Annotated in this window: 18 protein-coding genes; 6 read left to right on the top strand and 12 right to left on the bottom strand. The window is 63.8% G+C overall.

Annotated elements, in window-relative coordinates; genetic code table 11:
- Positions 1–332 precede the first annotated feature (332 nt).
- The 6 genes from AX737_RS02440 to AX737_RS02415 form a co-directional block, all read right to left on the bottom strand.
- Positions 333–2903, bottom strand: coding sequence for a PAS domain-containing protein (locus AX737_RS02440; RefSeq protein ID WP_066918737.1), 2571 nt, complete (start codon positions 2901–2903; stop codon positions 333–335).
- Between the two features lie 533 nt (positions 2904–3436).
- Positions 3437–3694 carry a hypothetical protein gene (locus AX737_RS02435; protein ID WP_066918735.1) on the bottom strand — a complete coding sequence of 86 codons (258 nt, stop codon included), beginning with the start codon at positions 3692–3694 and terminating at the stop codon, positions 3437–3439.
- Positions 3695–3773: 79 nt separating this feature from the next.
- Positions 3774–4148, bottom strand: a complete 375-nt coding sequence (locus AX737_RS02430; RefSeq protein ID WP_066918733.1) for a response regulator — start codon at positions 4146–4148, stop codon at positions 3774–3776.
- Positions 4149–4408: 260 nt separating this feature from the next.
- Positions 4409–4891 carry a hypothetical protein gene (locus AX737_RS02425; RefSeq protein ID WP_245293383.1) on the bottom strand — a complete coding sequence of 161 codons (483 nt, stop codon included), beginning with the start codon at positions 4889–4891 and terminating at the stop codon, positions 4409–4411.
- A gap of 377 nt (positions 4892–5268) precedes the next feature.
- Positions 5269–5655 carry a type II toxin-antitoxin system VapC family toxin gene (locus AX737_RS02420; protein ID WP_066918731.1) on the bottom strand — a complete coding sequence of 129 codons (387 nt, stop codon included), beginning with the start codon at positions 5653–5655 and terminating at the stop codon, positions 5269–5271.
- Complete coding sequence (locus AX737_RS02415; protein ID WP_066918729.1) at positions 5652–5915, bottom strand: AbrB/MazE/SpoVT family DNA-binding domain-containing protein; 264 nt, start codon at positions 5913–5915, stop codon at positions 5652–5654. Before AX737_RS02415 ends, AX737_RS02420 begins: the two co-directional genes overlap by 4 nt.
- Before the next feature lie 241 nt (positions 5916–6156).
- Between AX737_RS02415 and AX737_RS02410 the strand changes: the two genes are divergently transcribed.
- Positions 6157–7218 (top strand): tyrosine-type recombinase/integrase, encoded by a 1062-nt coding sequence (locus tag AX737_RS02410; protein WP_066918727.1) that lies wholly within the window; start codon positions 6157–6159, stop codon positions 7216–7218.
- Positions 7219–7852: 634 nt separating this feature from the next.
- Here AX737_RS02410 and AX737_RS32845 read toward each other — a convergent pair.
- The 5 genes from AX737_RS32845 to AX737_RS31710 all read right to left on the bottom strand — a co-directional run bounded on the left by AX737_RS32845 (position 7853) and on the right by AX737_RS31710 (position 11016).
- Positions 7853–8314, bottom strand: coding sequence for a hypothetical protein (locus AX737_RS32845; RefSeq protein ID WP_156453493.1), 462 nt, complete (start codon positions 8312–8314; stop codon positions 7853–7855).
- 142 nt (positions 8315–8456) lie between these two features.
- Entirely contained in the window at positions 8457–8918 is a 462-nt protein-coding gene (locus AX737_RS02395) for a hypothetical protein (RefSeq protein WP_066918720.1), read from the bottom strand.
- A 52-nt stretch (positions 8919–8970) separates the two neighbouring features.
- Positions 8971–9447: a hypothetical protein gene (locus tag AX737_RS31720; RefSeq protein WP_082772833.1), complete on the bottom strand. Its 477-nt coding sequence runs from the start codon at positions 9445–9447 to the stop codon at positions 8971–8973.
- 322 nt (positions 9448–9769) lie between these two features.
- The gene (locus AX737_RS31715; RefSeq protein ID WP_245293382.1) at positions 9770–10651 is read right to left on the bottom strand and encodes an ImmA/IrrE family metallo-endopeptidase; all 882 of its coding nucleotides are present in this window, start codon (positions 10649–10651) and stop codon (positions 9770–9772) included.
- A gap of 44 nt (positions 10652–10695) precedes the next feature.
- Positions 10696–11016: a helix-turn-helix transcriptional regulator gene (locus AX737_RS31710; RefSeq protein ID WP_082772831.1), complete on the bottom strand. Its 321-nt coding sequence runs from the start codon at positions 11014–11016 to the stop codon at positions 10696–10698.
- A 164-nt stretch (positions 11017–11180) separates the two neighbouring features.
- Between AX737_RS31710 and AX737_RS31705 the strand changes: the two genes are divergently transcribed.
- The 4 genes from AX737_RS31705 (at position 11181) to AX737_RS31700 (ending at position 15748) form a co-directional block, all read left to right on the top strand.
- On the top strand, positions 11181–11426 hold the full coding sequence (locus AX737_RS31705) for a hypothetical protein (protein WP_245293381.1): 246 nt from the start codon (positions 11181–11183) through the stop codon (positions 11424–11426).
- 71 nt (positions 11427–11497) lie between these two features.
- Positions 11498–12652: a metallohydrolase gene (locus AX737_RS02390; RefSeq protein ID WP_066918718.1), complete on the top strand. Its 1155-nt coding sequence runs from the start codon at positions 11498–11500 to the stop codon at positions 12650–12652.
- Positions 12645–14924: a Mov34/MPN/PAD-1 family protein gene (locus AX737_RS02385; RefSeq protein WP_066918716.1), complete on the top strand. Its 2280-nt coding sequence runs from the start codon at positions 12645–12647 to the stop codon at positions 14922–14924. The genes AX737_RS02390 and AX737_RS02385 overlap by 8 nt, the downstream gene beginning before the upstream one ends.
- A 281-nt stretch (positions 14925–15205) precedes the next feature.
- Positions 15206–15748: a hypothetical protein gene (locus tag AX737_RS31700; protein WP_245293380.1), complete on the top strand. Its 543-nt coding sequence runs from the start codon at positions 15206–15208 to the stop codon at positions 15746–15748.
- Between the two features lie 408 nt (positions 15749–16156).
- Here AX737_RS31700 and AX737_RS02380 read toward each other — a convergent pair whose 3' ends face one another.
- Positions 16157–20803: a hypothetical protein gene (locus AX737_RS02380; RefSeq protein ID WP_066918714.1), complete on the bottom strand. Its 4647-nt coding sequence runs from the start codon at positions 20801–20803 to the stop codon at positions 16157–16159.
- A gap of 301 nt (positions 20804–21104) precedes the next feature.
- On the opposite strand from AX737_RS02380, the gene AX737_RS02375 reads away from it, so the two are divergent.
- Complete coding sequence (locus AX737_RS02375) at positions 21105–22376, top strand: PD-(D/E)XK nuclease family protein (protein ID WP_066918712.1); 1272 nt, start codon at positions 21105–21107, stop codon at positions 22374–22376.
- The last annotated feature ends 330 nt before the right edge of the window (positions 22377–22706 follow it).

Below are 22706 nucleotides of genomic sequence, written 5' to 3'. Positions count from 1 at the left end.
TGTAGATGCAGTGCTGGCGGTCATCCATCAGGAAGATGGAGACCGAGGCGTTGTTGAGCACGGCGTTGAGGCGCCGCTCGGTCTCGAACAGCTGGCCAACGTCTCGCCGCAGGCTGACCAGCGGCGCGCTGGCGGCAGGGGCAGACTGCAGGGGTTGCCGGGAATTCGGCACGATCATAGCCCTTCGCGCGGGTTGGTCTGAAGTCCTGCGCTTGGCCCCAGCGAGTCGCTGGGATCGGGCATGACGGAAAGGGGGCTGCGGCGTTCGACGCAAACGTGAGGTGTGCAATGCACCATGGAGTGCGGTTGTTCCACCATCCGGCGGTGATCCTTCAAGCCGAGGTGGATTGGCCGTGAGGGGCTAGGTCGAGGTGGAAAGCCGCCAGCGGGGCTTTCAGCGTGCAGATCACACCCTCCGGCGGGTAGGTCGTCACCACCTCGCCGCTGACGGCCCCAGCGAAGCCACGCTCGATCAGGCGCGAGCCAAACCCCTTGCGGGTCGGCGGGGTGACCTGCGGACCGCCCTGCTCCTGCCAGGTGAGCTGCACGCGTTCCTCGCCAGCCCCGCCGTTGATGGTCCAGGCGATCTGCACCCGGCCGCCCGGCGCGCTGAGGGCGCCGTACTTGGCGGCGTTGGTCGCCAGTTCGTGGATCATCAGCGACAGCGACAGGGCCGCGCTCTCCCCGACGCGCAGAGCCGGGCCCTCCAGCGTGAAGCGCCTGCTCCGCTCATCGTCGTGCAGCTCCACGGCGCCTGCGATCACCGCACGCATATCGGCGCTCTCGCCCTGGCCGGTGAGCAGGATGTCATGGGCCTTGCCCAGCGCGATCAGGCGCGCGCCTAGGACATCACGGACGGTGCTCAGATCGGTGGCGTTGCGGAGCGTTTGCGTGGTGATCGCCTGCACGATCGCCAGGGTGTTTTTTAGCCGATGGCTCAACTCGCGGTTGAGCACCGCCTGCTGCTCCTCGGCCTCCACACGGGCAATCGCAGCGCGGGTCCGGTCAACGATGTTGCGCGCGAAAGCGACATCCTCCGGCGACCAGGCGTGTGGCTTCGGATGAAGGGCGTAGAGTAGGGCCACGAACCGCCCGTGCTCCATCACCGGCAGGTTGAGCACGGCGGCTACATTAATGGCGGCCAGCGCTGCGGCATCCGGCGCGGTGCGTGGGTCGCGGGTGATGTCGGCGATGACCACATCCCGCCCGGCCTTCAGATCCTCGATGTAGCTGCCGTAGTCCCGGAAGTGGTGCACGCCCGCGATGCTGGGCAGATCGGGCGAGGACCATGCCTCGGCCACCGTGACGGTTTCCTGCTCGGAATTAACCTGTGCGTACCCGGCGTGGCTCAGCCCAAGCGTCCGACCCATGATTTCGGCGGCGATCCGGGAGATCTCCCTCCGATCGTTCTGGTCGCGAAGCCGGTCAGCCAGCTCGGCCATCGCGGCACGACGGATGTCGGCCTGCCTGCGGGCGGTAACATCGAGAAACAGGCAGCTGAACCGCTCATCCTGCTCCTTGTTCGCACGCACCTCGAACGTGCGGTCGAGTTCCGGCACGGTGATTTCGAACAGCGTCGGTTTGCCGGTCTCTACCACGCGGGCATAGTTATCGATCAGCCATTGATCGATGTCGGGCACGAAGCTCCGGATTGTCTTGCCCACACTGTCGATGGGCAGGCCTGACTGTTGGGCAAAGGCCGGATTGATCTCCACAAAACGGTAGTCGATCGCGTGACCTTCTGCGTCGCGGATCAGCTCGCCGAGGAAAAACCCCTCCTGCATACCCTCGAACAGGCCGCGCCAGCGCGCCTCGCTGCAGGCAAGGTCACGTTCGGCCGCTTTTTGGCTCGTGAGATCGCGGGAGACGGAGAGCAACCGTTCCGGTTGGCCGTCCGCACCGGGGATCGCCGTGACCTGTACATCCCACCATTTCGGCGTGCCGAGGTAGGTGTCTGCCTGTCCCTGGAAATGCCCCACGCCACCGGCCTTGGCCGCCTCCAACGCGGCGAGGGCGTCAGTATGCCCCTGTCCCTGCCAGAAATCCGGCCAGGGACAGCCCTTGATCAGGTTGAAGTCGCTCACCTCCATAACCCGCATACCGCCCTCGCTCATGAAGCTGAGGCGACCGTCGAGGTCGAGCACCTTGATGCAATCGGCTGAGGCGGCCAGCACGCTGCGCATGAACTCGGCATCGGCGCGTTGCTGTTCACCGGCCTTCCGCTGCGCCGTGCGATCGCGCAGGATCTTCACGAAGCCGAGGTGCACGCGCGCGTCGTCCAGCAGCGGCATCATCTCGCCGGAGGCCCAGAAGCGCTGGCCGTCCTTGCGGAGGTGCCAGCGCTCATCCGTGGCGCGACCCGTCTCAAGGGCCCGTCGCATCTCGTACGCGACACGCCCGTTCGCCTGGTCCTCGGGCGTGAAGAACCGCGCGGCGCTCTGCCCACGCATCTCCGCGGCGGTCCAGCCCATCACGTTCTCGGCGCCCGAGTTCCAGTCGGTGACGATCCCGTCCCGATCCGTGACCACGATGGCAAAATCGACTGCGCTTTCAAAGATCGCGCGCTGACGGGCCTCACTATGCGCCAGCGCGAGCCGGGCGGCTCCCAAACTGGCAACTTGATCCTGTGAGGCGGTCAATGCCGCACCGGATTGCGCTAGGTCGCGCCGGTGGGTGGCTGCAGCGGACGCAGCCTCTGTGTGCGCAGTCCTGGTTTCCTGTTGAGCGCGCTCGGCTTCACCCTGGCTGAAGGCCAACTCTAACCGGTGCTGGCCGTCCCGCTCGGCCTGCTCAACCCGCTGCTGCTGCGCGTCGATGCCAGCCGCCGCCAGGGCCGCGCGCAGGCGTACGTTCTCGGCCTCAAGCTCCTCTCGGCTCAGGGAATTCAGGACCGCCCCACTCACACGTCGTTCTTTCTTTGATCCTGGCCTTTTATCCGCAACGCACTGGCCAGACAACATTTTAGTCCGAGTGCCTACTTTCACACACAACTAGAAATTGCTCTGATGAAGCGGACCTAGAAAGCCAATGCCGACCCTGCAGCACGCCCCTGCCGGATAACGACCGCCGGTAGGCTCGTCCGCAACATAAGCCAGTATGACCGGTTGGGCTTGAGAACCACGACCCCATGAAAGCGGACCATGCCGCCTTTGACATGCTCTCCCTTCACCATCTCGGCAACGTGCGGTGCTGACGCTCGTTCAGCGACCCGGCACCATGCAGGCAGCGCGATGTGCCTGGCGGATAGATGGGCAGACGCCGGTTGCCAGAACGTCCAGGTGACGAATGCGGGGGGTGTGAAGAGGGACCGCACTCAGTTCCGGGCGGACCTCCTGATCATGATGCGAAGCCGCTCTCGGCGCCATTAGCATCACCACTCACGCCGCTCGTAATCCGGCACGAAGCAGCCCCAGTGACGTCACCCTGGGTGCCTGGATTATGGACGCCGCGGCAGTTCGGTCACTTGGCCCAGAACCTCGCCAAAGGGGATGTCCCAGAGGAGATTGCCCGATCGATCCCTGATTTGGAAGGCATACCCACCAGGGGCCTTGCCGTGCCGCATCAGATCGAGAGCCATGCCCGGAATGGCGGCAAACCCCGCCAGAAACGCAGCTTCAGCGCTCCCTAGCTCCAAACCGGTGTCGTCGGCGTCCAGCCCGTGTTGTGTACGGACATCGAAATAAAAGAGCGGCATCGACCTCGCTCCGTGTACCCCCTGCGGGACAACCCGCAAACTCGCACTGGGTCACGACCCGATGCGCGCCTAGGACGGCTCAAGCTGCGCTGGCAATGGCGCTGATTAAGTCACGCTGACGGTAGGGCTTCTGCAAAAACCGTCCATGGTCGGGGATCTCGTGGGTGCTGAGACCGCAACGGCCCGAGGTCAGCACAAGCCGGATGTGCGGCCAGCGCTCGGCCACGCGCGCGGCCAGCGCCAACCCGTCCATGCTTCCCGGCATGTTCACGTCAGTGAACAGCACGCCGATATCGCTGCAGCGCTCCAACACCGGCCACGCCTCATCCGCTGTGGCCACCTCAAGCACCGTGAAGCCCTCGTCCTCCAGGATATCGACGGCGACCATGCGCACGGAGCCTTCATCTTCGACAACCAGAACGACAGGGGGGAGGGCTGGTGAGCGGGGGGGCATAACCCCTTTAACAAGGGTTATATGTAGTGGGTTTCAGCGTGGCCGTTTCCGATGCAGGATCTATGCGATAGCCCGCAAGCATCTAGGAAAATTAGCGATTTCGCTTCCTGCATGCCCTACCACATGCCTGCGGCTATCTCCCGCTCCTCAGCGCCCATCACGTCGGCGTAGATCGCCGTGGTGGCGATGATCCTCGTGCGAGAGGCCGCTCGCATAAGAGCGCAGTATGGAAGGGCACAAGGAGGTGGCTGCGTGCCTGATCAGCCGTACAGCCCTTCGGCCCGCAGACGCGCGAGCAACCGGACAGCCTGCTCCTGGGCTGCGGCATCCCGCTTATGCTCCTCGAAGCCATGCTCGAACATCGGTAGCAGGGTGTGCACTGCCCGATCCATGGCCGAGCCCTGCCATAGGATTAGCACCTCCCGGTCGACCAGGTCCTTCAGGAAGTACCAGAGCGTCAGGACGAGGCTGAGCGAGGACTGGTCCGCCCACTCGGCCATGACATTCTTGCCGATGCGGTCGAGCCGGCGCAGGACCGCCTGCTGCTTGTGGAGTGTTAGATCCGCGAACGGCTCCAGGCAGGCGATGCGTAGGTCCTCGCACAACGCGGCGATGTCGGCCTCGGCTCGCTCGGCCAGGGCTGGATCGGCCGGGGCGAACACGCCCGGCAGCTTGCTGAGCGCGAACAGCAGATAGGCGGGCAGCGCGAGCTCAATGCGTTGACGATCGGTCAGGACGGACATCGCGCATCCCCTGACGGACGTCGTCGCCACTGGCAATGCCGATCGCGCGTTTCGATGGTTCAGCCCTCGGCTGCGAAGAAGTCGAACTGCCCGGTGAAGCGGAGCGGCCACGACGTCAGTTTGGTAGGCAAGGCTACGGGCAGCACTGGCAGTCGTACGTGCAATTAACGCGCAGCCAGTCGGATGCCGCCGCTCTTGTCGGCGGACATTTTGGCAAACACGATCGTGTCACCTCGCTTCTGATCTGGGACCATGCGCTCTTCGAACTGATAATAACTGTCAACATCCCAGACCCCGCCTTACGACTGCCCGTAACAACGGCCATGCACCAGCTTTTCCCCTGGTAAGTTCCGAAGCACCAGTCAGATCGGGATCAATCAACGAACGACCTCGACCGTGAGCCCAGGGATCTTCAATTTCGCCCAGGCTCGATCCGTGGTGAGGACCGGCACGCCGAGCTTGATGGCGAGCGCCATGCAGGTCCGATCGCCGAGCCCACTCCCGTGTGAACGTGTCGCTTCCGTCAGCCGTGCTGCGGCGAAGGCCGCCTCGCGATCGTGTGCGTGCAGGTCAAGGCGCAGTTCCTGAATCATCTCCTCGATCACCGGAAGAACCACGCCTCGGAGGATCAGCGCCTTGATCAGTTCCTGAAGGTTGACGGTGGACATGGCGGCCTGGCCGACACGACCTGCGACGATGGGCGCTCCCGGTTCGCCGCGCAGAAGCGCGATGACGGCAGAGGTATCGAAGACGACCGCGCTCACGCCTTGGCATCCTGATCATCGCTGCCGTCAACGCGCCGTTCCTCCAGAAACGCCGCGGTGTCCGCGTCGTGTCTGACATGCTCGCGGTAGAGGGCTTGGAGCTTGGTAACGACGTTCGCGATCGGTGACAGACGCACCTCTGAGCCATCGACGGTGACGATGATGCGTGTGTCACCCGTCACACCCAACGCTTCGCGCACGGCCTGCGGGAGAACCATTCGTCCGTTGGCAGCCAACTTCACGTCAGTGACAAATGTCATGGCAATCCCATGCAATCAGCAGAGCGGACCCGATCATATCATATCGAGCTCTCGTGCCATATCTGATTCGATGTCACTTTATGGATCGATGGATGTGACGACGGTGAGCCATCGATCGGCCCGTGGCTGAACGCTGCGCTGCGCCCTGAGGCACATCACTCCGTCTCAAATTGCCTCTGATAATAGGAGCTATCGTGGGAAATTTGTGGATCGTTAGGATCTGAATGGCTAAGCTCCCGCCATGGAGCTAGACGCCGCCGATTCCGCCCCCGAGCCGACGCGCGACGCGTTCGCTCCGCCGGTCCCGTTCGCCGACGCGCTGCCGCCCGGTCTCGACCTCCTGATCGAGCGGCTCGAGCAGCACGCGCGAGCCGCGCGCGGCGCGTTCGCCGACAACACGGTCCGTGCGCTCGCCGCTGACAGCCGGATCTTCGCCGCCTGGTGCCGGGGGGAGGGGAGGGCGATGCTGCCGGCGACGCCGGAGACGGTCGCCGCCTTCATCGACATGCAGGGAGAGATGAAGGCGCGCGCCACGGTCGAGCGCTACCGCTCCTCGATCGCGGCGCTGCACCGGGCGGCCGGTCTACAGAACCCCTGCTCTGACGAGATCGTGCGGCTGGCGGTGAAGCGGATGAACCGGGCCAAGGGACGGCGTCAGAAGCAGGCCGAGCCGCTCAACCGCACCAGCGTCGAGCGCATGCTGGAGGTCAAAACACCTGGGCGGCTGCATCGGCGCGTGATGGAGGCCAAGCGCGAGACGCCGCTGATCGCGCTGCGCAACGCGGCGCTGGTCGCTGTCGCCTACGACACGCTGCTGCGCCGCTCCGAACTCGTCTCTTTATATATAGGGGATCTGCACAAGGGCGCGGACGGCTCCGGCACCGTGCTGGTGCGGCGCTCGAAAGCCGACCAGGAAGGGGAGGGGGCCATCAAGTACCTCGCCCCGGACACCATGGAGCACATCGCGGCCTGGCTCTCGGCCGCGCACCTCGAGAGCGGGCCGCTGTTCCGGCCGCTGACAAAGGGCGGGCAAATCGGCGCGGCTGCGCTCGGGGGAGGGGAGGTGGCGCGGGTGTTTCGTGATCTCGCGACGGCGGCCGGGCTGAAATTGGCGCGCCTGCCGTCCGGGCACTCGACGCGGGTCGGGGCGACGCAGGACATGTTCGCGGCCGGCTTCGAACTGCTCGAGGTGATGCAAGCTGGATCCTGGAAGACTCCGGCGATGCCAGCCCGATACGGCGAGCGTCTAAGGGCACAGCGTGGTGCTGCCAGGAAGCTCGCAACGCTCCAGAACAGAGCATGATTCGAGTGTCTTGTGTTCGAAATATCAAGTTCAAGCATTAGTCGGTCCCACATGGGGCCGCTAAGTCTGCAGAACGGCGAAGGCTGTAAAAAGCGAAGTCGCCGAATCGGCTTACACCATGCGGGAGCCGAACACGAAAAAGGGAGGCTTTTCAGCCTCCCCTTCCGTATTCTTGCCACCCGCTTCGCAGCTTCCCGATACTTTCCCCTTACGGGTATGACCTCGGGACACGGTGCCAGCACGGACCTGCAAGGTTTTCAGGCCTTGCCTCATATTTAACGACCCTGAGGTTGATACAAGGTCGTGGATATCTCCAACGCGTTTTCTATCTAAGCGCCCCGGCCCGCCAGGTCAAGGTAACGATCTTGGCCTTACACACCGCTGAGAAAGCACACACACGCGACCTCGGCACCGAGTCGGTTCTGAAGGATCTCCCTCACAGCTAGGAGCGATGACCCGCTCGCGAACAGATCATCCACGACCAGAATGCGCGTGCCCCGAACCTCCGGGGGATCGCCTGTTAGCGCAAAAGCACCAAAGAACTGGCGCAGGCTAACGTCGATGTCCTTCGCCTGGTAGATCGATGTCGGGTCCATCTGCTCCCACGCGTGCAGCTGAGAGCTGAAATCCCCTTTCAAGCCAGGACGCATTTTTGGGGGGGGGCGGCGCGTGCCTCTGCCAGGAGCTCGCCGACCTGCCTCTTGCACAGGAATGAGGGATCCAGAAGCGGTGCTCCTGACGCCGCCGACACGAGAGCAGCAAAGCGAGCGCAGAACGCTGACGACGACGGAATCGGCATGCAGTGGTCAAAGCCCTGCAGGTCCTCGCTCGCCTTCGCAAGGATATGCTCCGCGCGCGTCAGGAGTTGCTGCTCCCAGAACGGCATGATGGAATACCCCCGTCGCCCCTTCAGCGCATGCATCAGAGGATTGCCGTCGTCGCGGCGGCCACCTTTCCGGTTGCGACTGAAGACGTGGGTGAGCCGGATGCCCTTCAGTCGCCCACGAGTGGGGTTCGCTTCTACCGACGTATCAACACCATTCTGGTGAGCGTCGTTGACCGTCACGACCTTCGTGGCCGACACCTCGATGCCCATACCAGTCCTTCACGCCTCGTGGTCTGGAACCCGTAGGCGCTCAGGTGAGGCAAGCCGCTGGACGACCCACTTTGGGCCGATATCTGTAGGCTTGTTCGACCCTACGCAAGAGCCCCGAGGTGCGCCGATCCTCTCTCGCCGGCTACGGCTTTGCAAAATGGGAAGCCGTATCAAAGAAAGTCTCGATGGCCTTTTTCGTCAGATTTTTGTTGTTGAACCAATGGTACTTGAAGGTCCTGATAATCTGTCTGCCCCCAAGCTTGTCGTACTTGTTGATCTCACGTGGCATGCGAAGACTGAGATGCGAACGTCGTATCTCTGAACTCGATCCGAGGTGTGCTGACTGATCAGACGGAATGATGTTGAAGTCGGCAAATTTTCCATCAGGCGTCAGCATATACTGAATGCAGTGATCGCCTCCAAAGCTTGCCGGCAGCTTGATCGACTGCGCCCGTCGCGCCAGCGTCGCGGCCTCGGTCTTCAATGACCCGAGGAATTTGTTCGTCTCCACCGCCCAGAAGAACCAGTCGGGATCGCTCACGATGATCTGCGGCAGGGTCTTACCCTTGTCCTGCCATTTCCCGAAGTTGACGACAGTCCACATGGCACACCTTCTCCATCCGTCGAATGTAACCAAGGATGCTGCTCCGAACGCGTTACGTCCCCGGCCTATCCGTTCGCCGACGGACTACTGTTCGATCGAGAATGCGGCGGTTGATTTTTAGTTTCCAACGCAATTGTGGACCGCTGAGTTTCCTCTTGAGCTTGGTACTATGCAAAAACTGATACTCCTTGTCGAAAAGGAACCCGTTCCGCCTCGCGTATTCGATCAAGGACTCGTTTGCGTTCGCGGAAGGATCGTCGCGGATCCTTTTCAAGCCATCAAAGAGGTTGCCAGTGTCAATGCCCAGAAACCGGTTGATGCAGACGTTTCCGACATAGGTCTCGCTTTGCGTGAGACGGTTGCGGATGTAGCAATGCTCGAAAATTTGCTGCCCGCATGGGCAATGGTCAGGCTCATCGCTGATCTCGACGTACATCAGATCCCACTCTGATCGCGCCGCGTTGAACTCTTGCGCGACGGACCGGGGCAGTATGTGAGCCTTCAGTCGTTCGAGATTGTGCCCTTCCATGTGCGCTTCCTTCTCCCCTTCGGATGCTGGCACAGTTTCAGAGTGCGGACGATACCCAGTTTAGAAGCTCACGCTTCTGGTACGACAGGAGGGTCAGGTCAGCGACGTCAGGTAGGCCAGCTCGCGGTTGCCCGACGAAGGGAGGATGGCGCCTGCCGCCCTTGCGGGCGGCACCGCGGCTCTCGTCGCTTTGCTCCCCAAGCCCCGTAGAACGGGTCTTGGCCCTGTCTGGTGTCGATCCGCTGGCGGAACGGGTTCCGCGTTGCTAGTCCCACCATAAGCTGCGCCGAGGACGCACGAGGTGCGCGGCGTTTGAACGTCTCTAAGTTTTATCAAGTCTCCGATTTCTGTCGGTTCTGTGAAAGAGGTTTATAGTATCTTCGAGCGGTTCATCATCATGATGATACGGACCGTTGTCCTCGAGGTGGAGTAGAGTGATCTCTCGATCATAGCGGTCAGACCGTATACACATCTCGAGCACAGGTTCGCTGAACCAGCATCCACCGGGTCGCAAAATGCCGGTCTTCGCTTCGTCTGAATGGTCTCCCGTCACCGCCGTTGCAGCTGAGGGCAATTCGTAGACGTTTGCCCGTGTGGCGATAAAGACCCCACTTTTGAAGGCCGCTTCACTGGCTTTGGCCCAGTGCGCAAATCCCTCGTTCGAAACGACCACCAAGGCCCGGGTCTGCGTAAACTCGAGCCACCGCAGGATCACAGCGGTCAGGGAAACGCCGTAACGGGTCGCAAGAGTTCCAAGAACTTCGAAGTCCGGACGCGTCCGCGCCGAAAGCAAATTCCGTAGGTCATTAAAGGGCATGAGAAGATTGGCCGCAAACTGATCGGCCTGTCGCTCGATATCAGGTCCTTCTCCACGGTGGACGTTACCCTCGTCGCAATAGATGCCGCCGTCGTACTCGCCCCCGTCCTCGATCATCCTGCGATGGAGGACGTAGTGCCCGAATTCATGGGCGATCGTGAAGTTGCGGCGCCCCGCGGACTGTCCGGCCGAGCAGACAATGCCCCACTGCCGCGGAGGGGTATCGGAGTAGACGAGGGCGCCGACACAGCCGGGCAGGTCGCGGTCGATGACCTCGCGGATCGGAGTCGCTGGTGCCGTCTTTGCGGAATATTCGATGGCCAAGCGTTCGACATCGACCGGTCCATTCTCGAACCTGTTCAGCCCGAGCACGGTGTCCAGCATCATCGTCAGATTGTTCGCCTCCTTAAGAGGCTGTGGCAGGGCACCTTTCATGTCGGCCGCTTACCGCCTAGTGTCTTGGCGATCTCCCGGAGTTGCCGCTTCGTGTCCGGGTTCATACCACTGTACTCTCGGAAGAAAGCCTGATCTTGTGCATCGCCGAGAGACTGGCTGTCAGACCCAAGGAGATAGTCTACCGTAACCTCAAGCGCGGTAGCGATAGCAGACAGTTTCTCTGCTGACGGTCGCGGAGGGTTTTTGTTCTCGAGTTCCCACACATAACTCTTGGAAGACCCCGTCGCGGCAGCGAGCTGGTCGAGCGTCATTCGCTTAGCGATCCGAAGTTCCTTGATCCTTGGACCGAAACTCATCGATGCCGTCGTCCATGTATGGCCATATCCGCGTTGTCCCCTTGTTCGCTGTAGGCGTATCGTAGGTCCCTTGACACCGAAGAACAAGGCGCCCACTTTGTTCGGAGTAGCGATACAGGATGTATCATCAAAGCGGTTGGCACGCCTATGATGGAGGTGCCGCTATGCATGCGACGCAGGTGCGCCGCATTGCGCTGCAACTCAACGACGAAGGGCTGGAGATGGCGAAGAACACGGGCAACGGCTTTCGTCGGGGAGCAGTGACCGGGAGAACGCAGTTCCAGCGTCCTGACGGACATTGGCAGAAGCGCGATGAGCGCACGGGTCACCTCATGAGCGTCAAGGACGATGGCACTCCTTTCAAGGGAGTGGCCCGCGAGCCGGACGGACGCGACACGCCGAACGCCTGAGATCGAGCGGCGGGCGAAATCAACAGCAACCCTGTCAGCTGTCTGGTCTAAACAATCTCATGGAGACGGCGATGTCCGCCAAGACTACCCATTTCAAGGTTGGCAACGGCGACATGACTCTCATGCTGCTAGAAAGCGGCCGTCGTCTCCTTATCGACTGCAAGATCGGCGTCGCGGCCGACGATCCGAACGATGAGGCCCCAGACGTTGGCGCCCAGCTTCGCGACCGCCTCACCCGCGATGCCAGCGGGCGCCTGTTCGTCGATGCCTTCCTGCTCACGCATCCGGACCAGGACCATTGCGCGGGCTTGCGGCGCCATTTCCACCTCGGCCCTCCTTCCTCGTGGGTGAAGGCCGACGACAAGATCGTTATTCGCGAGATGTGGTCGTCGCCGATCGTCTTCCGCCGTGCCGATCGCAAGAACGCCAAGGGCGGGCATACCCTGTGCGAGGATGCGCAGGCATGGCGCGACGAGGCTCGCCGCCGGGTCCGATTGTTCCGGGCACAGGGGTGGCTCGCCGATGGCGACCGCATTCAGATCCTGGGCGAGGACGTCGACGGCAAGACGGACGATCTCCTGCCGATCCTCGTCTCGGCCGGATCGGTTTTCTCGACGATCTGCGGCGTAACCGATGCGGCGTTCTCCGGGCTGCTTCTGGCGCCGATGCTCGCCGATGACGACGCGGAGGCGGAGGTCCTCTCAAAAAACAACTCCAGCGTGATCGTGCGGCTGACCCTGGCGGCCGGTGGCAATCCTACCGCCGGGCGCTTCCTGTTCGGCGGCGACGCCGAGGTTGCCATCTGGGAGAGGGTCCGCGACAGGTACACGGACCAGGAGCTGACCTATGATGTCCTGATGGCGCCGCATCACTGCAGCTGGCACAGCCTCTCCTGGGATAGCTGGTCGGAGAAGCGCGAGAAGGCCGTGGTGTCGGAACGGGCAAGGTCGGCGCTCGCGCAGGCAGCGTCCGGCGCGATCATCGTCTCGAGCAGCAACGCCATCCTGGACGACAACCGCGATCCTCCCTGCATCCGCGCGAAGCGGGAATATGAGGCGATCCTCAAACCCGTCCTCGGCCCCTTCCGGTGTGTCGCGGATGAGCCGGGCGACGATCCGCTGGAGATCAGCATCAGCTATTTCGGTGTCAAGCCGTCCCGTCTCCTCCCGGGGGTGGCCGGCGGCCTTGCCACGGGTGTCGGCAGTGAGGCCCTGGCCCATGGCTGATGCCTCGATCGCACCCGCCGTCCTCAGGGCGTTGCGGATCTCCACAGCTCACCCGGCCGTACGCGCCGTGCGTGTCGAGGGATCGCAGGAGGACGGAACAGTCTGGGCTGAACTGGACATCGCGCAGGAGCTGCCGTCCGCCTGGCGTATCGCCGGTGTCAGTCCGAGCGGCGTCCGGTCCGTCGAGAGCGTCACCATTCGCTTCCCGGCGGATTTCCCCCAGGGTTCGCCCCGGGCTTTTCTTCGGGCGGATTTCGACCGCACCCATCCCCACCTCCTCCCGGTGCCCAAATCGCTTGGGCTGCCGCCGCAGCCTTGCGTCGTACAAGCCTTCCCGTCCGAGCTTATCCAGGCCCGCGGCTTCTCGGGCTATCTCGACCAACTCGCGGACTGGCTCGACAAGGCCGCCATGCTGCAATTGAACAACCCGCAGCAGGGCTGGGAGCCTGTCCGGCGCAATCGCCTCGACGACGAGATCATCCTCGATCCCGACGTGATCCGGGAGCTGGCGGTTCCGTCAGGCGAGTGCGTGGTCGTTGCTACGGACTACCTCCGGTTCGACCTCGGCGACGGCAAGCGGATGATGCGGGTCGCGCTCAATCCGGCCGTCCGGGTCGATCCTGCCAGGGCTCAATGCAGCGAAACGAAGATATCGGAGACGGCCGCCAGGGGCCGGGGCATCGCCCTGGTGGTTTCAGGCCCGGACTCCGACGGATCTCCGACGGTGATCGACACGGCTGTTCCGGAGAACGTCGAGACGTTCGAGGATCTCATCCAGCGGGCTACGCTGTACCGATGTGCCCAAACGTTGAGAGCCAAGCTCGATCATATCGCGTTTCGGTTGGATCAGGGCAGGTTCCAGGCCTGTCCGTTGCCTGTCATCTTTCTCGTCCGTCGGCCATTCGCTCTCGTCGGCAGCACCTCAAGCATTGAGATCTGTCCCTACCTCCTCGACCTAGAGCCCGGCGACGCTCTGCTGAGGGGGATCGGAAACGTCCGCCTCTGCGGAGTCCGCGACGACATCTCAGTGAACCTCCTGCGTCGAGCGTCCGGCGATCCGGTAGAAGCCGACAGGCCACGCTGGGCGCTTCTCGGGTGCGGCAGTGTCGGATCGAAAATCGCCGTCCATGCAGCGAGGCGCGGCCTCGGGCCGACGGACATGGTGGACCGCGCATCAATGGCGCCGCACAATTACGCTCGTCACGCCTTGCTGCCGGAGCCGGACGTCCGCGGCGGGGCCATGGCGTACAAGGCGCAGGTCCTGGCGCATACCCTGTTGGGTTTCCGACAGGAGCCGCGTTTCGAGATTGGCAGCGTGGAGGAACTGTGTGCCTCCCCTGAGGGACGCGCGGAGCTCGGCGATTGCCGCCTAGTCGTGAACACGACCGGCTCCAGCCTGCTCCGCGAGGTCGTCTCCTTCCGTGAGTGGGAGGCAAGGCCGAGGTTCGCCGACGCTCACCTCCTCGGTGCAGGAAGCGTCGCTTACGCTGCCTTCGAAGGGGTGAACGGTAACCCCAACCTGAGCGACCTTGCTGCGGAGTCCTACCGCATTCTCGCCAAGGACGAAGGGCTCAGGACCAGCGTCTTCAGTGCCGAGGCGCAGGCAATCGACATCGGACAGGGCTGCGGTGCCCTGACATTCCCTATGCCTGATGACCGCCTCAGCGCGCTCGCAGCGGGTCTGGCTCAGACGGTATGCGGCTACCTCGGGCGAGGTGAGGCGCCTGCGCAAGGAAACTTGCACGTCGGGCATATCCTGTCTGACGGGCTTTCTCAGTCGTGGACGTCGGCCGAGATCGAACCCCGCATCGTGGTGCGGAGTGCCGCCGTCGAGGTCAGGATCAGCCCAAGGGTGGACTCGGAGATCAGAGCGGCCATCGCCGCGCGTCCCGGCGTCGAGACGGGGGGAGTAATCGTCGGCCGCTACTCGCAGGTCGGAGAGGCCTTCCAGATCGTCGACCTGTTGCCCGCTCCGCCCGATAGCGTCTTTTCCGCCGAACGTTTCGTGCTGGGCGTCCAGGGCCTGAGGCAATCCGTTCGTCAGCTTCTCGAGGAGAGTGGCGGGTCGCTCTACGTCCTGGGGACCTGGCACAGCCACCTCGTGCCGAGTGGCCCATCAGCCTTGGATGCTGCGACCGCTGCACGTTTGGCGCTCCGCCAATTCTTCCCGGTGCTCATGCTCATCGCCCATCCCGACGGCTATTCGTTCCTATCCGCCGAACTCGGTGCACAGGCTTTTTCTGCATTGGCGATGGAGCGCGTGGCCGAATGACAGACCTTCTCCGGCACGTCGGCCTGAGCCGCTACGAACTGAACGCGCGTTTGAAGCCAGCACTCCTGGCGTTGCTCCCAACCTTCTGTGTCGCCCTGTACTGGTACCCAGGGGCATGGTCCGTCGTAAGTTCTATCATGGCCGTCGGCAGCGCGTGCGGCGTGCTCTACGCCATGGCGCAACTTGCGAGAAATCGTGGAAGGGTCGTAGAGCGCAGACTCGAACGTAAGGTAGGTCGAGATCATACCGCCAAGCTCCTGACGCACTCCGACGACACGCTCGTGGCTGAGACCAAGGCTCGCTATCACGCCTTCCTGCTACGTCATGACAGGACACTATCGACGGCTGACGAGGAAAAGGTGGGGCCGGAGGAGGCTTTCCGCCGCGCACGATCGGCGGTCGATTGGTTGCTGGAGTACAGTCGAATAAGTGCAGGGTCAGCTCTTCTTCTCGACGAAAACATATCTTACGGGTTCCAACGTAATCTCCTAGGTCTCAAGCCGTTCGGCATTGCGTTGAGCGTCACCGCGCTGGGGGTGCATGGTCTCCTTCTTGCGCTGGCGATGCCTACAGGCGAACGTTTATGGCTCGGCGTCGCAATCTGCATCCCACTCACCATCTTCCTTTTCGGATGGGTGTTCCTCGTCACGAAAGGGGCGGTGGCAGAGGCCTCGGTAGCGTATGCGCAGAGATTGCTGGCTTTCTGCGAAGCCCCGGCAAAGTCGCCTCGCGCTCGGCGTGTGTTGTCAGAAGCTACCAAGAGCAGTCCAACACCAGCAAAATCGCGGCAGCGTACTAAGGACTCCGAGTCGAAAAGTCGGTGACGATCAAGGCTGTCGGTCAGTAATTAGGGAATACCCGAAAGAGGCGTGGCCGTGAGATGAGCGAAAGCGAGAGGCTCGCCTGCGCGCCCGTCATAGCGCTATAGCAGGCGTGCGCGGGGCCATCCACGATGGCATGTTTCGACCCCGCTGCTTGAACATATAGAGCGCCGCTACATCTGAGCGGAACGAGAAGCGGAACTAGGCGACCCACCCCTGCACCATGTGACGAGCGTGCATGTGTGGCGGAGGATAGTTCTCCATGGCGGTGAAGACTTGAATTGCCCCGAGCCGGAAGATCGTTCCTGCCATTCAGGCACATAAACCTATCCGAATCGTTTTTAAGACGACGTTCTTGGCCATGCGGCGTCGACGCTTCGTGTTCACTGAGCGAAGGGCGCGCACGGTCCATCAATCGTCCGAGACATGGCTGGGAAGACCGTCACCGACTTGGTGCAGCGGCTTGCTGTGCCCGAACAGCGTCTTACGGTGTTCATTGTTGTGGTGCCGCGCCGCTGCCTCATACAGACCATGTATGGTCGGTCGGAGGCACTCAAACAAATAGCTGCCCTCCCTCTCATCGGACCATAGAACGCAGCGAGCGTCAGCGCAGGCGGACGCGAGCTCAACGAAGCGCCAGACATCAACAGGGTCTTCAGCGACCGCTGCCGCGCGATGCCAATGAACGGCCCATCGTGCCGTCTCGAAGTTGTGCCTGGCGGCAGCCGCGACGCGCTCAAGGAATCCGTCTCGGAAACGTTCGTCCGCGAAGGCGTGCTGAAGGCCGTCATCCGAGCCTGCGAACCCGGCGACCGTGATCGCTCGCGCGAGTTCCGCCGGGTGATCCCCGGACAGCCGCTCGGCGACATAATCTACGATCTCGTCATGGCGACCCGCCATCTCGGCCGCGAGGACCTCGCGCGCGATTAGCAGGTCGCTCGACGCCGCGTCCAACCGTCGATGGCGGAGCGTGACGATCTCGCTCTGGCCGGCACTTCGCCAGATCAGAAGCGTCGATCGAGGAAGCCCACTGGTCGGCATAACCTCTGGGAGGATCGGCTGCACGGCTTCGTAGAGCGCGAACAGCGCCGTCGCTCGCTCCGGGCATGTGTAGGAGAGTATGCGGCCGAGATCGTGCGCTAGAACTGCCGCGAGCGCGGCTCTCTCCGTTCGCGCGAGACCCTCAACCCTCTCGATCAATCGTTCGACTGCTGCGGGTGCCCTCGTGCCAGCACGGTCGAGGGCTGCGCTCGTGAATGGGTACATCAGGACTTCGCGTCCGGCAGCCTCGAGCCTGCGTCTCAAGGCTGAGAAGTCGCGCATGTCGCGGACGCGTTGACGCGAGCCGTCGACAGCTTCGAACTCCTCGTCCTGGATCGGGAACCCGACCCGATGCCAGCTCCCCCACGGATCGCCTTTTGAGGGGACGTCGTCGGATCGGACGATGTCGACATCGAGCCCGTTCGGCAGAAGGCCTCGCAGATCTGCCTCGCCCAGCACCTCGATCACGTTGTCGATCGCTGCCTCCAATACCCGGGGACCGGCACGTTCAAGAGCAATGCTTCGGAGCGCAGGATTCAGCATGCGAAGGACCGTCGGATCGTCGCTGACTCCGTGAACGCGGCTGAGCCACAGGGAACCCCAGAAATCCTCACGGACCTGTGCTTCGTCGACGAGATCGTCACGTCTGCGCCATGTCGCAGCGAAGCGTGCGTCGTCATCCTTACCGCCGACGCGCGTCATAGCGCGGAATGCCGCCGCTCTCAGGATGGCGTCCATGCTCTCGAGAGCCTCTCGCGCGGCCTGCCGCACCGCTGCCGCACCGCTGCCAGCATCGGCCGTTGCAATCAGTGCCAATCTCGCCTGCAGCGGAGACCTCGTCGGGGCCACGGCACGCAGCTTCTCACCAACGAGCTTGGCGGCCATCGGCTTGAACATCCGTCCGAGCCAGAAGGCGTCCGCAGCGTCGGCTCGCTGCCCGGCGTGGAGGTCGAACTGCAATTCGGCATCGAGATGCGGCAGCACTGATGCAAGCAAGAGGGTTGGGGCATCAACCTCCTTGAACCCGAGGTCTCTCCGCGCCCGCAGGTCCGCCAGCCAGTCGATGAGAGCGCCCGTGACGGGTGCAAGGATGGCGGTGTCGTGCCTCAAGAAGTTCGCCAGCACCGTGGGCGAGACACCGGGGATCGTTCTGCAACGCGCCGCTAGATCCCGGTGGATCTCGGCGACGGCCGCGGCCCTGAAGCGACATAAGACAAGTCGCGCGCGCACGAAGGGCGAATCGAAGCTCCGCATCAGCACCGCCGGTGGCTCGCCACCACGGTCTTCCGTCCAAGCGCGATAACGTGGAATCAGCTCATCGAGCCCGTCGTTCGGCTCCGCGGCTTCAGGGTCGAGAGGATCGACATCCGGGAGCTCGATGGCCGGTCTTGTCCGCTGGCGTCGCGGGCCCTCCTCTTCGGAGAGCCAGACGTCCTCCGCCATGCGCGCCTGTGCAGGGTCACTGCTTCCACTCAGGGCATATTCGATCGCCCACTGGAAGATGCGAGACCGATCAGGCTGAAGGAACGCCGCGACTTGCGCGCCGATCGCACGTGTGGTCGCCGCCCAGCCGACCGAATCGAGCCTGCGAAGCCAGTACATTGTCTCCAACGATCCGCCAGCTTGCCAACCCGCGGAGACAGCCACGCACCACGCGAAAAGGTCATCGGCGAAGTCGTGCAGCGATCGTCCGGCCAGAAGTGGGATCGCGAGTTCGTCGAGGCGTTGGGCATAGTCGTGCGGCAGTGGGATGAGTTCGCGGTCGATAAATGCCCGCTCGGCTGCGGCGAGGTCCGCGATATCCTGCCGATGCCGGCGCTCCGCCTCGTTGTGATGTGCCCGGGCGCGGCGCGCCTGCTCCTCTGGGTAGCCATCCAAGTTCGGCGCCTTGGGCTCGGACTGCCAGGAGCGGAGCCAGCAACGAACAGCGCGATCGATCCGGCTGGCCGTCGCCGGCCGATCGCGAGCGGCGAGGAGCGCGTCCTTCATCCACTCGCGACGCCCGAAACGCGCGTGCTCGCCATAGAGGCGGCCGGCGACGGCCAGGAAGGCGTCGGTGCGTTCGTCGAGCCCCGAGAATATGCGCGTCCGCGGGCCACCCGGAATGTTCTGCAGCGTGAGAACCTGATGGAGCAGCTCTTCCACGACTTGGTCGCCGATGCTGCGGTCAGCTGCCGCGACATCGAGCGCGGCAAGCAGCACGAGCGCGGTCTCGTCGATCGCACGGATCGGGTCGACGATCGTCGTCAGGACCTGATCGAGCTTCGCTCCCTCGTCGCGAGCGGCATCCTCGAGCTCATCGATCACGAGCAGGCCGAGACCGAGCGTCCGGCCGTGCTCGCGCAGTGCATAGCTACCTCGCGCGGAGTCGGTGATCCGGATGAAGCCGCTGTCGATGATCTCCCCAAGATCCGCGACGACGCTCGGTGATCCGGCGGGCAGCCCGAGTCGCTGGTGGAGCGTTCGATCGTCGAACTCGACCGCGCGCCTTGCCGGAATCTGGTCAAGGAGCCGTTCCCTGATCTCACGTGCGTGATGCACGAGCATCCGGGCGAACTGCTCGGGAGTGTGGGCGCCGCCGCGACTGCGTACCTCTTGCCGCCTGCGCAGGTACTCGAACAGGAGCCGCTCGACGCTGACTTCGTCAGGGTCCATGCGGTCAAGGAGATCGAGCCCGACCGAGAGTACGCGCGGGTTGCGCAGGAAGCCGCGCAGCGGCTCGCGAACAGACGTCGGTGCCCGTCCTGCCTGCTCGAGGACGTGATCGAGCTCCTCGTCAGAGAACGCCTCGACCGTGATGACCTGCTGCTCGCGTCCGAGACGGGCAGCGAGGTCGCGTTCGTAGATGCCACGGCGGGTCGTAACGACGATCTTGAGCGCCTTCGAGCACGCTTCGCGCACGAGTGCGGAAATCAATGCGGGCCAAGGATGGTGCGTGCGCTCGTTCACGCCGTCGAGCACGAGCAGGATCGCGGGCACTTGTTCGACGGCATCATCGGAACGCGTGAGCCAGCGCTCGAGCTTGGCCTGCCAGCGTTCCGACGCCCCGGCCGTGGCAACACCCGTCTGCTCGGCCGCGAGCCGCGCAAGGAGCGCCATGGGCGTCTTCTCGTCGCCGTCCCGCCACATGTGCGAAGCCATGAAGAGCAGGAGCGGTCGCGGGCGGTCTGCGCTGTCCGGGAAGGTCAGCCAGGAGCGCACAGCCGCCCAGGTCTTGCCGACGCCCTCGTCGCCGCGTCCACCCGCGCCGCTCTCGGGTGCTCCGGTAAGGACGACCACGCTCGGATCAGGGCTCCAGGTTCCGATCGCGTCGCGAACGCGCGCTTCGAGGCGCGCGCGGGTCAGGGGAACTGGTCGCATCGACGGGTCGAGAGGAGCCAGTACTTGGTTGAAGGTGTGAACCGCGAGGCTGGCGTCCGAGAGGTGCCGCTGCATCCAGGCCGCGTTGAGCCGTCGTGCCGAGGCAAGGCCGAGCGAGCGCCCGCGAAACTCGGCCCTCAGGGCACCGGCTTGGTCGGCGTAGAGCAGGTGTGCCCGCACCGAGACGAGGTCGCGCTCGACCTCGGAGGCGGACTCTGGCGCGCATCGTGAGAACCAGTCGACGACGGCGTCAGCGGCAGTCGCCAGGAGCACGGCGAGCGGCGGCACGGGCTGCGTCCAGTCCAGAACGAGCACCGTCGTGCCGCGCGCTTCTCCCATGAAGCGCAGATCACCGGCGTCGGCCGCGTCCAGGGCCACCGTGGCGGCAGCGCACCATACCTCGACATGACGGCGCGAGCGCTCGAGCGCCTCGATGAGCTTCGTCGAGAGATCGGCGTAGGACAAGCGGGTCGTATAGCGCTTCGCTTCGACGAGGATGGCGCCGCCGCTGACAGCACCTTCGGCGTCGCGACCGAATTGCCGCCCGGACCCGACGAGGCGGAACGGGACACCGGCGAGTTGGCTACAGGCTGCGGCGATCAGCCCCTCGAAGCCGTGATCCCCGGTTTCTGGGAGAGCGGCCAGGACGTTTCTCAACCGAGAGAACGGCGGCTCTGGCTTCCGGGACTTCGGACGCATGCTTCCACTTAGAGGTGGCGGCCCCGGCATTGCCTGACCTACTATTTCCATACATTGGGAGGGGATGCGCCCCGACGGTCATTCTGCCAAGGCCGCGGGCCGAGGACGCCTCGCGCCTGCAAAGGACGCTCTTCGCAGGGGTGATGCGCGATGTAGCGGGCAGTGAGCGATCGAACGGGGCACCTCGGGGAATGTACACCAGGCAAAATCCGGCTCAACGCCTGTCGAAGCATGCCCTGGGACGTAAGGCCGTCGAACGATGACCGAGCTGTCGAACGGCCCTGATGGCCTCTCGATCCATGTCGACGGCCTCGAGCGACTGATCGTCGGAGATCCCGCGTTTGTCGACCTGGAGAAGGCGCTCGGGCGCTTCTGCCTGTTCGAGGCCCTCAATGTCGTTCGTGGGGAGGTCCCTCTCGGCAATCTCCTCGCGGCGTTCCTCGACCCTCGTCAGGCGCACGGTTTCGGCGCGAGGCTCCTCCGCACTTTCCTCATGGAGGCGGTTCGCGCGGGTCGCGCAGCAGGGATCGGGACCGAGGGACTCGCCCCGCTATGCGTCCACCTGCTCGATCTTGACGAGGCGGAGGTACGTCGGGAATGGCACCGGATCGACATCCTGGTCCGAGTCGAGCACGCTAAGCTCGTCGTCGCCGTCGAGCTCAAGATCGGCTCGCGACAGGGACCGAGCCAGCTTGAGGGCTACCGGCGAACGGTCGAGAAGGAGTTCGGCGGACCGGGCTGGCGGCGTCTATACGTGTTCCTGACCGTCGACCCGGAGGATCCGCTCGACAAGGTCTGGATCCCGCTCCGGTACCAGGCGCTCGTGCCCGCCCTCGAGCAGGTGAAGGTCCCGGGAGGCGATGCGGCCGCTTCGGCGGCGCTCGCAGGCTTTCTCGGCATGTTGCGGAGACACCATGTGACCGATGATGCCCTCGAAGAGATCGCGCGCAAGCTCTGGACGAGCCATCGCGCCGCCCTCACGTTCCTCGCGGACCGCCGCCCCGACGGCATGCGCGGAGTGTTCGCCAGCCTTCGCGATCAGGTCGACGAGATGGCCGGCCGGTTCGCGGGCCAGGGCCTCACCTTCGTCGCCGACCAGTGCAGCACGACCTCCCTACGCTTCGCCTGCGCCGAATGGGACGGGCTGCCGGGCATGATGGAGGCCGTCAAGTGGACCGCGAGCAATCGCCTCCTGCTGTTCGAGTTGAAGCGCTACGGGGACCGGGCGGTCGCCGAACTCTACCTCGGCCCAGGCACGCAGCAGGCCAGGGGGCACTTCCTCGCCGCGCTGGCACCGTACCGGCACAGGCAGGATCTGCAACCCGGCAACGAGTGGATGTGCGTCGCGAAGAAGGTCATCCTGACCCCGCAGCCGAGCGAGGATCTCGACCTCGGGGGGACGAGGGAATCGATCATTGAACGCTTCGGAACCTTCTGCCGTGAGACGGCAGTAAAGCTCGATCCTGCCCTGCGCTCGTCCGTGGTGTCCGGCGGAAAGGCCGCGTTCCCCGATCCGGCCGGCGTCTCGTGAATGGGGTTGCCAGTCGTCAGATTGAAACGCTCATGGTGCAGCGTTCGCGGCTCTCGACGAACGACGGCAAGCTGAATGCCGGCCTGCCGGGGCGCCGTCGCTGTCCGTCGCGCACGCTGGCTCTTGCGACATCATCAGCGGCGCCCCGACCTTCGGGATGCCGTGACGCATCGTCGGCTACCAGCGGAAGGCCTCAAAGGTGTCTCCCTGCCCGGCCTCAGCAATCGCGACGCGTACCAGCCTGTCCACGTAGGCCTGATTCATGGCCCATCCTAAACGCGGCCCGGGAGGCCGCGCCGGCAACCGCCATCGCCTTCAACACGCGCCCGC

The organism is Methylobacterium sp. CCH5-D2 (assembly GCF_001556475.1).
GTDB lineage: Bacteria > Pseudomonadota > Alphaproteobacteria > Rhizobiales > Beijerinckiaceae > Methylobacterium > Methylobacterium hispanicum.
This window is presented reverse-complemented; position numbering and strand designations above follow the sequence as displayed.

Excerpts from the sequence above, each read along its gene's own strand:
- AX737_RS02385 (WP_066918716.1), top strand. The coding sequence starts at position 12,645 with ATGGCTGATGCCTCGATCGCACCCGCCGTCCTCAGGGCGTTGCGGATC.
- AX737_RS02395 (WP_066918720.1), bottom strand. The coding sequence starts at position 8,918 with ATGTGGACTGTCGTCAACTTCGGGAAATGGCAGGACAAGGGTAAGACC.
- AX737_RS02410 (WP_066918727.1), top strand. The coding sequence starts at position 6,157 with ATGGAGCTAGACGCCGCCGATTCCGCCCCCGAGCCGACGCGCGACGCG.
- AX737_RS32845 (WP_156453493.1), bottom strand. The coding sequence starts at position 8,314 with ATGGGCATCGAGGTGTCGGCCACGAAGGTCGTGACGGTCAACGACGCT.
- AX737_RS02390 (WP_066918718.1), top strand. The coding sequence starts at position 11,498 with ATGTCCGCCAAGACTACCCATTTCAAGGTTGGCAACGGCGACATGACT.
- AX737_RS31720 (WP_082772833.1), bottom strand. The coding sequence starts at position 9,447 with ATGGAAGGGCACAATCTCGAACGACTGAAGGCTCACATACTGCCCCGG.
- AX737_RS02415 (WP_066918729.1), bottom strand. The coding sequence starts at position 5,915 with ATGACATTTGTCACTGACGTGAAGTTGGCTGCCAACGGACGAATGGTT.
- AX737_RS02430 (WP_066918733.1), bottom strand. The coding sequence starts at position 4,148 with ATGCCCCCCCGCTCACCAGCCCTCCCCCCTGTCGTTCTGGTTGTCGAA.
- AX737_RS31710 (WP_082772831.1), bottom strand. The coding sequence starts at position 11,016 with ATGAGTTTCGGTCCAAGGATCAAGGAACTTCGGATCGCTAAGCGAATG.
- AX737_RS02375 (WP_066918712.1), top strand. The coding sequence starts at position 21,105 with ATGACCGAGCTGTCGAACGGCCCTGATGGCCTCTCGATCCATGTCGAC.
- AX737_RS02435 (WP_066918735.1), bottom strand. The coding sequence starts at position 3,694 with ATGCCGCTCTTTTATTTCGATGTCCGTACACAACACGGGCTGGACGCC.
- AX737_RS02425 (WP_245293383.1), bottom strand. The coding sequence starts at position 4,891 with ATGTCCGTCCTGACCGATCGTCAACGCATTGAGCTCGCGCTGCCCGCC.
- AX737_RS31705 (WP_245293381.1), top strand. The coding sequence starts at position 11,181 with ATGCATGCGACGCAGGTGCGCCGCATTGCGCTGCAACTCAACGACGAA.
- AX737_RS31715 (WP_245293382.1), bottom strand. The coding sequence starts at position 10,651 with ATGATGCTGGACACCGTGCTCGGGCTGAACAGGTTCGAGAATGGACCG.